The organism is Azoarcus sp. TTM-91, from assembly GCF_012911025.1.
Classification (GTDB): domain Bacteria; phylum Pseudomonadota; class Gammaproteobacteria; order Burkholderiales; family Rhodocyclaceae; genus Azoarcus.
On sequence record NZ_WUEI01000155.1, the window covers coordinates 1 to 8167 of the forward strand.

General features: G+C 70.8%; 6 protein-coding genes. All 6 read right to left on the reverse strand.

Features of this window, described 5'->3' with window-relative positions; all coding sequences use genetic code 11:
* Positions 1 to 169: 169 nt before the first annotated feature.
* Positions 170 to 1222, reverse strand: coding sequence for a TRAP transporter substrate-binding protein (locus tag GRF61_RS22230; protein WP_169152808.1), 1053 nt, complete (start codon positions 1220 to 1222; stop codon positions 170 to 172).
* Between the two features lie 142 nt (positions 1223 to 1364).
* Positions 1365 to 2207 (reverse strand): CoA ester lyase, encoded by an 843-nt coding sequence (locus GRF61_RS22235; protein WP_169152809.1) that lies wholly within the window; start codon positions 2205 to 2207, stop codon positions 1365 to 1367.
* Positions 2207 to 3397, reverse strand: a complete 1191-nt coding sequence (locus tag GRF61_RS22240; protein ID WP_169152810.1) for a CaiB/BaiF CoA-transferase family protein — start codon at positions 3395 to 3397, stop codon at positions 2207 to 2209. The genes GRF61_RS22235 and GRF61_RS22240 overlap by 1 nt, the downstream gene beginning before the upstream one ends.
* 8 nt (positions 3398 to 3405) lie before the next feature.
* Complete coding sequence (locus GRF61_RS22245; protein WP_169152811.1) at positions 3406 to 4596, reverse strand: acyl-CoA dehydrogenase family protein; 1191 nt, start codon at positions 4594 to 4596, stop codon at positions 3406 to 3408.
* 77 nt (positions 4597 to 4673) lie between these two features.
* Positions 4674 to 5582 (reverse strand): acyl-CoA dehydrogenase, encoded by a 909-nt coding sequence (locus GRF61_RS22250; protein ID WP_169152812.1) that lies wholly within the window; start codon positions 5580 to 5582, stop codon positions 4674 to 4676.
* Positions 5583 to 5950: 368 nt separating this feature from the next.
* Positions 5951 to 7078, reverse strand: a complete 1128-nt coding sequence (locus GRF61_RS22255) for a WecB/TagA/CpsF family glycosyltransferase (protein ID WP_169152813.1) — start codon at positions 7076 to 7078, stop codon at positions 5951 to 5953.
* Between the last annotated feature and the right edge of the window lie 1089 nt (positions 7079 to 8167).

An 8167-nucleotide genomic window follows, 5' to 3' on the forward strand; every position in this document is an offset into this window, starting at 1 on the left:
CCGGGGGGCGGGATGGCGGGGGAGTCGGGCGCCGGGGAGGTCTCGGGCGCGGGGGCGTGAGGTGCGGAGGTCATGCCCGATTATAGGCGGTGGGCCTTGCCGGGCCGAGGCGGGAAAGTGCGCATGGGCGCTTTCCCACTCCGGCCCGGCCGGGCGCACCGGGCCGACGTCAGCGCTGCGCCTGCGCGGTCTGTGCTTCCTTGTAGATGGCTTCGATCACGTCCTTGCCGACGCGGCTGGCCATTTCCTTGTGCACCGGCAGCATGGCTTGGCGCCAGCTTTCGCGTTCGGCGGGGGTGAGGGTGATCACCCTGGTCTTGCCGGAGGCGGCGATCTTCTTCAGCGCTTCGTCGTTCTCCTGCTGGGCGATCTCGTTCACATAGCGGGTGCTGTCCTTCATCGCCTGCTCGAGCAGGGCGCGGATGTCCGGCGGCAGGCCATCCCAGAACTTTTTGTTGGTGATCACCGCGTAGCCGATGTAGCCGTGGTCGGACACCGTCATGTCGCTCTGTACCTCCGAGGTTTTCTGCGTCCAGTAGTTGGAGGTGGTGTTCTCGGTGCCGTCGACGACGCCGGTCTGCAGCGCCTGGTACACCTCGGAGAAGGCCAGCATCTGCGGCAGGGCGCCGACCGCGCGCATCTGCGCCTCCAGCACCTTGCTGGACTGGATGCGCATCTTCAGCCCGCGCATGTCCTTCACCTCGCGCAGCGGGCGGTTGGCGCTCATGACCTTGAAGCCGTTGTCCCAGTAGGCCAGGCCGGTGATGCCGCGGGTTTCCAGCTTCTTCAGCAGCGAGGCGCCCACCGGGCCTTCGGTGACGCGGGTCAGCACTTCGGCGTTGGGGAAGATGAAGGGCAGGTCGAAGACTTCGAATTCGCGCACGCCCAGCGGCCCGAACTTGGACAGGGCGGGCGCCAGCATCTGCACCGAGCCCAGCTGCAGCGCCTCGATCTCTTCCTTGTCCTTGTACAGCGTGCTGTTGGGATAGACCTCGACCTTCACCTTGCCGCCGCTGCGCTCTTCCACCAGCTGCTTGAAGCGGTCGGCGCCCTTGCCCTTGGGCGTGTCGGCGGTGGTGACATGGCTGAACTTGATGACGATGGGGCCGCTCTGCTCGGCGGGTTGGGCGCCGGCCTGGCCGGGCAGCAGCGCGGTGGCGGCGATCGTGGTGATGGCGCCGGCGATGGCGAGCGCACGGTGGATGTGGCGGACGGTGTGCATGGTGCTGTCTCCTCCAGTGGAGTTTTATGGGTGCTGCGGAATCGGCGGTGAGGTCGGGCTTGGGGTGAGGGTCGAGCGAAAGGCGGGAGGCAGGCCGGCGTAGCGAGTCCTGCCTGCGGATGGGCCGGAAGCGGCCGCTGCTTCAGCCGGCGGCGGCGCGTATGCGTTCGGCGCGGGCGATCACCGGCGCATCCACCATGCGGCCTTCCACCTGCACCGCGCCGCCGCCGGCCTGCGCGGCGGCGCTCAGCACCGCTTCGGCCCAGGCGCGCTCGGCGGCGCTGGGGGCGTAAGCGGCCCGGGTGGTGGAAACCTGGGTGGGGTGGATCAGCAGCAGCGCGCCGAAGCCGTGATTGCGGGCGCGGCGGGCGTAGCGGGCGAGGCCGGCGCTGTCGCCGATGGCGGTGAACACGCCATCCACCGGCAGCGGCAGGCCGGCGCGGCGGCTGGCGAGGGCGAGCATGGCGCGGTAGGGCAGGAAGACCAGCTCTTCGGCGTCGTCCTCGTCCGGCACCAGGTCCAGCTCCACCGCCAGGTCCAGCTTGCCGAACACCAGGCGGGCGCAGCCGGGGGCGGTGGCGATGGCGTCCACCGCGCCCAGGCCGGCGGCGGTTTCCAGGATGGGCAGCACCGCGGTGGCGGCGCTGGCTTCATGGGCGGCGGCGACGCTGGCGGCGGATTCGGCCTTGGGCAGCATCAGCGCGATCACGTCCGGATGGCGGCACAGGGCGAGGTCGGCCTCGTGCCAGGGCGTGCCGGCGGCGTTGATGCGCACCGCCAGCGCGCTGCCGGGGTGGTGGGCCAGCCAGGCGGCGAGCGTGGCGCGGGCGGCATCCTTGTCGGCCGGCGGCACCGCGTCTTCCAGGTCGACGACGATGATGTCGGCACCGCTGGCCAGGGCCTTGGCGATGCGCTCCGGCCGGCTGGCGGGTACGAACAGGAAGCTGCGGGCGGCGGCGAGGTTTGCGTTCGCGGGGGATCGCATCACACCACCCCGGCGTCGCGCAGTTCGCCGAAATGGCCGGCGTAGCCCAGCTCGGCGAGGATGGTTTCGGTGTGGGCGCCCAGCGCAGGAATGGGCGCCATGCGTGCCGGCCGCTGCGGCCCCATGCCCGGCGGCTGCAACGCCGGCAGCGGGCCGGCGGGCGAGTCCACCGTGGTCCAGCGGCCGCGCGCCTGCAGCTGCGGGTGCTGCCACAGGTCGGCCATGGTGTTCACATGGGCGTTGGCGATGCCGGCGGCCTCCAGCCGGTCTATGAGCTGCTCGGCGTCCAGCGTGGAGAAGCTGTCCTCGATCAGCGCGTGCAGCGCCTCGCGGTGGATGTTGCGGGCGGCGTTGTCGATGAAGCGCGGGTCGGAGCGCAGCGCCGGCTGGCGCAGCACCTGGTCGCAGAACAGCGCCCATTCGCGCTCGTTCTGCAGGCCCAGCATCACCGTGCGGCCGTCGCCGGCCTTGAACGGGCCGTAGGGGTAGATGGTGGCGTGGGCGGCGCCGGCGCGCACCGGCGCCGGCTGGCCCTGCCAGGCGTAGTACATGGGAAAGCCCATCCATTCCACCATCGCGTCCAGCATGGCGATCTCGACGCGGCGGCCGCGGCCGCTGCGGCCGCGCTCGATCAGCGCGGCGAGGATGCCGGAGTAGGCGTACATGCCGGCGGCGATGTCGGCCACCGAGATGCCGGCCTTGACGCTGTCCTCCGGCGTGCCGGTGACGGAAAGGAAGCCGCTCTCGCTCTGGATCAGCAGGTCGTAGGCCTTCTTCTCGGTGTAGGGGCCGTCGTCGCCGTAGCCGGAGATGTCGCAGACGATGAGGCGCGGGTGCCTGGGCGCCAGTTCCTCGTGGGCGAGGCCGAGGCGGGCGGCGGCGCCGGGGGCGAGGTTCTGCACCAGCACGTCGGCCTGCTCCAGCAGTGCGGCGAGGATTTCCCGCGCCTGCGGCTGCTTGAGGTCCAGCGTGAGGCTTTCCTTGGAGCGGTTCACCCAGACGAAGTGGGAGGCCAGGCCCTCCACCCGGCGGTCGTAGGCGCGGGCGAAGTCGCCGACGCCGGGGCGCTCGATCTTGATGACACGGGCGCCGAGGTCGGCGAGGTGGCGGGTGGCGAGCGGGGCGGCGATGGCGTGTTCCAGCGACACCACGGTGATGCCTTCCAGCGGCAGCGGGGTTTGCGTCGTCATGGCGGGCCTCAGAAGGAGCGCGGCAGCTCGAGCAGGTGCTCGGCGACGTAGGACAGGATGAGGTTGGTGGAGATGGGCGCCACCTGGTACAGCCGGGTCTCGCGGAACTTGCGCTCGACGTCGTATTCGCAGGCGAAGCCGAAGCCGCCATGGGTCTGCAGGCAGGCGTTGGCCGCTTCCCAGGAGGCCTTGGCGGCGAGGTGCTTGGCCATGTTGGCGGCCGGGCCGCAGGGGAGGCCGGCGTCGAACTGGGCGCAGGCGCGCCAGCGCATCAGGTTGGCGGCCTCGATCTCCATGTAGGCCTCGGCCAGCGGGAATTGCACGCCCTGGTTCTGGCCGATGGGGCGGTCGAACACCACCCGGTCGCGGGCGTAGGCGGTGGCGCGGTCGATGAACCAGTAGCCGTCGCCTATGCATTCGGCGGCGATCAGGGTGCGCTCGGCGTTGAGGCCGTCGAGGATGTAGCGGAAGCCGCGGCCTTCCTCGCCGATGAGGTTCTCTGCGGGAATCTCCAGGTTGTCGAAGAAAAGCTCGTTGGTCTCGTGGTTCACCATGTTGGGAATGGGGCGCACGGTGAGGCCCTTGCCCACCGCTTCGCGCAGATCCACCAGGAAGATGGACATGCCGTCGGTCTTCTTCGCGCACTGTTCGCGCGGCGTGGTGCGGGCGAGCAGGATCATGTAGTCGGAATGGCGCACCCGGCTGATCCACACTTTCTGGCCGTTCACCACGTAGCGGTCGCCCTGCTTCACCGCGGTGGTCTTCAGCCGCGAGGTGTCGGTGCCGGTGGTGGGCTCGGTGACGCCCATGGACTGCAGGCGCAGCTCGCCGGCGGCGATCTTCGGCAGCAGCGCGCGCTTCTGCGCTCCGGAGCCGTGCCGTAGCAGCGTGCCCATGTTGTACATCTGGCCATGCACCGCGCCGGAGTTGCCGCCGCAGCGGTTCACCTCCTCCAGCACCACCGAGGCTTCGGCCAGGCCGAGGCCGGAGCCGCCGTATTCCTCGGGAATCATCGCCGCCAGCCAGCCGGCAGAGGTCAGCGCGCCGACGAAGTCGTCGGGAAAGGCGCGGGCTTCATCCACCTTGCGCCAGTACTCGTCCGGGTAGTGGCTGCAGAGGTCGCGCACGGCGTCGCGGATGTCGGCATGGCTGGCGTCGAGGCGGGCGTCCAGCGGCGGGAAGGTGAAAGTGGCGCTCATGGTGGCTCGTTGTTGTATGCGTTCGGGTTATGGGTGACGTGCCGGGGGTGGAGGCGCGTTGGCAGGCGTTCGGGTGTTCAGGGCAGCGGGAAGGCAGCGGCGCGGGTGGTGGCGGGCAGGCTGTAATCCACCTCGGCGCGCATGCCGAGGCGGCCGCCGATGTCGGTCCACAGTTCGCTGTGGCCGGGGGCGTCGTCGCGGCCGCAGAAATCCACCGTTTCGCCGGCATGCAGGGGGCCGAACGCGCGGAAGGCGAAGCGCTCGATCCGGCGCGCCGGATGCGTCTGGCGGTAGGCCTGCAGCAGCAGGGTGGCGGTCAGCGGGCCATGCACCACCAGGCCGGGATAGCCTTCCTCGCCGGTGGTGTAGGGCTGGTCGTAGTGGATGCGGTGGCTGTTGAAGGTGAGCGCCGAGTAGCGGAACAGCAGCACCGGGTCTGGCACCCGGCGGATGCGGTAGTCGGCGCCGTCCGGGGCGCTCTCGCCGGCCGGGCGCTGGCCGCTTTGGTTACGCGGGGCGGGCTGGCGGTAGACGATGTCCTGCTCTTCCTCTATGGCCGGGCCGTCGCCGCTGGAGGGGGACTCGGCGATGCTGTGGGCGACGGTGACGAACACCAGCTCGCCGCTGCGGCCCTGCTTGCGTTCGCAGCGCAGGATGCGGGTGCGGCGCTCCACCTCGGCGCCCAGCGCCAGCGGCCGCAGGAAGCGCAGCCGGCCGCCGGCCCACATGCGGTTGGGCAGTTCCACCGGCGGCAGGAAGCCGCCGCGCGCCGGGTGGCCGTCGCTACCCAGTTCGGCGCTGCGGGTGAGCGGGGTGAAGTGGATCCAGTGCCACAGCGGCGGCAGCACGCCCTCGGCGAGCACCGCCTCCGGCGCCAGGTCCAGCGTGGCGGCCAGGGCGGCGGTGGGGCGATGGTCCAGGCGGTCGGCGCGGTTTTCCTCGCGTCCCACCCAGTCGGCCAGAGCGGCCGGTGTCGTCTCCTGCATGTTCTCTCCTCGCGGCTTCTGGGGCCGGTGGTGGTGAGCCCATGGTGGCGACGGCAGGGCCGGCGAACAATTCGCCATTGCGGTAGCCCGCCTTCGGCATTGCCGAATCGCAGTGCAGCATTCGATGGCTTCAGGGCGTTGGGCGCGCGGCGGAACTGGCGCGCGGGGTGCGGCGGAAAGACGCGCCGTTCAAGGCGATGGGCGATGCGGTAGAAGGCGCCGCCGAGCGCATGCGCGGTGGCTGTGCCGGCGGGTGAAGAGGGCGGAGGGTTCGCCGCAGCGGAAGGCTCGCAGCGGTGCCGGCGGTGGAAAAGACGAGGGCGGAAGGCGGTCGGTCAGCCGCCTTCCGCCCTCGGTCCGGGTCGTGCTCAGAGTGCGGCGGGTACCAGCGTCGGACCGTCCGGCAGCGCCGGCTGCTCCAGCAGCACGGTGGCCAGGTGCAGCTGGAAGGCGCGGCGGGCGGCTTCGTCCGCCTCCACCCGCAGGATGACGCCGTGGCGCTCCGCCTCGCTGCGCATGACGAAGAGGGCGCCGAGCAGGGATGCGTCCACCCGGGTGCCGGAGGTGATGAGCACATCCACCGCGGTGCTGGTGGGCAGCGCCTCGGCCAGCCGGCTCATCAGCGCGCCACGCTGGGCGGAGGTGAGCACGCCGCGCAGGATGATGCTGAGATGGCCGCCGCCGCCCGCCTCCAGCGTGGAGGGCGCCACCCCGCCGCTGCCGCGTTTCCTCGCCGCCAGCGCGGCGGGCAGGGCGTGGCCGGCGAGCAGGCGCAGCAGGGCGTAGCCGTCGTCGGCATAGCGGCGCAGCAGCTTGGGTTCTTCCTTGATGCGCCACAGCCATTCCAGGCCGGTGCGCTGCATCCACACCGGCGCGCGGCTCACCGAGCCGGCGACGAAGTTGATGACCGCGCCCAGGTGGCTGATCACCGGCGCTTCCAGCTGGGCGCGGTTGTGTTCTATCCAGGCCTGGCCCTTGGCCGCGCCCAGGGCGACGACGACGAAGTCGGCGCCGCTGGCGTTGATCTCGGCGATACGCTCCGGGCTGCTCATCTCTTCCACCGTGCCGAAGCCGGGGCAGTGCTGGCCCACGCATTGCACCGGCCCGCCGAGCGCGGCGAGGCGCGCGGCGGCGTGCTCGCCGACGCCGGGTTCGCCGCCGAAGAAATACACCTTCACCGGCCCGGCGGCGCCGGCCATCAGCGCCTCGAACAGGTCGGAGCCGGCCACTCGCTGCGGTACCGGCGCGCCCAGCAGGCGGGCGAGCCAGACGATGGGCATGCCGTCGGCAACCGAGAGGTCGCTGTGCAGCACCGAATCCTGGAAGGCGCGCTTGCGTTGGCTGGCGATGAGGAAGTTGAGGTTGGGCGTGGACAGGAACAGGCGCTGCCGCTCCCGTATGGCCTGGGCAATGCTGCGCAGCGCGTCGTCGCGCGTCACCGCGTCGAAGGGCAGGCCAAACAGCCAATATACCGGGCGCATGGTTTTGTTCTGCATGGGCGGGGGACTCCGGGGAGAACGCCCGATGCTATCCCATCGCCCCTGCCGGCTTCCACGCCCGGCGGAATGCATTGGAAAGAAATTGTTATGGTTGGCGCGGCGGGTGGCGGTGGCCCGGGGGCCGGATGCGGCGGCGGCGCATAATCGGCCGATCGTCCTTTCCCCGCCCGCCGCGCCATGCACTTCGACCTCACCGACCTGCGCCTCTTCGTCCATGTGGCCGAGAGCAAGAGCCTGACCAAGGGCGCTGAGCGCAGCCATCTGTCGCTGCCGGCTGCCAGCGCGCGCATGAAGGAGCTGGAGCGCCAGGCCGGCGTGCGCCTGCTCTACCGCGCGCCGCGCGGGGTGGCGCCGACGCCGGCGGGGCAGAGCCTGCTGCAGCATGCGCGCACCATGATGTCGCAGATCGAACACCTGAAGAGCGACCTGCAGCGCTTCGGCCAGGGGGTGAAGGGCCACATCCGCATCTTCGCCAACACCACCGCCGTCACCGAGTTCATGCCCGAGGTGCTGGCCACCTTCCTGGCGGAGCATCCGCAGGTGGACGTGGACCTGCAGGAGCGCCAGACCGGCGAGATCATCCGCGGCGTGCTGGACGGCACCACCGACCTCGGCATCGTCGCCGGCCCGGTGGATGTGGATGGGCTGGAGAAATACCACTTCAGCACCGACCGCCTGGCCCTGGCGGTGCCGCCCGGCCACGCGCTGGACCGCGCCGGCGCGGTGCACTTCGCCGAGACCTTCGCCCACGACTTCATCGGCCTGCACCAGGGCAGCACCCTGCAGCGCTTCCTCGACGGCCTGCTGCAGGGCGCCGGCGGCCGCCTCAACACCCGGGTGCAGGTGAGCAACTTCGAATCGGTGTGCCGCATGGTGGAGGCCGGCGTGGGCATAGGCGTGGTGCCGGAATCCGCCGGCCTGCGCCACAGCCGCACGATGAAGATCGTGCTGAAGGAACTGGACGAGCCCTGGGCGGTGCGCGAACGCTACATCCTCACCCGCCGCGGCGACTCGCTGCCGGCCTTTGCCCAGGCGCTGATCTGTCTCTTATAAACATCTGACGCTGCCGACGAATTAGACGGTGTA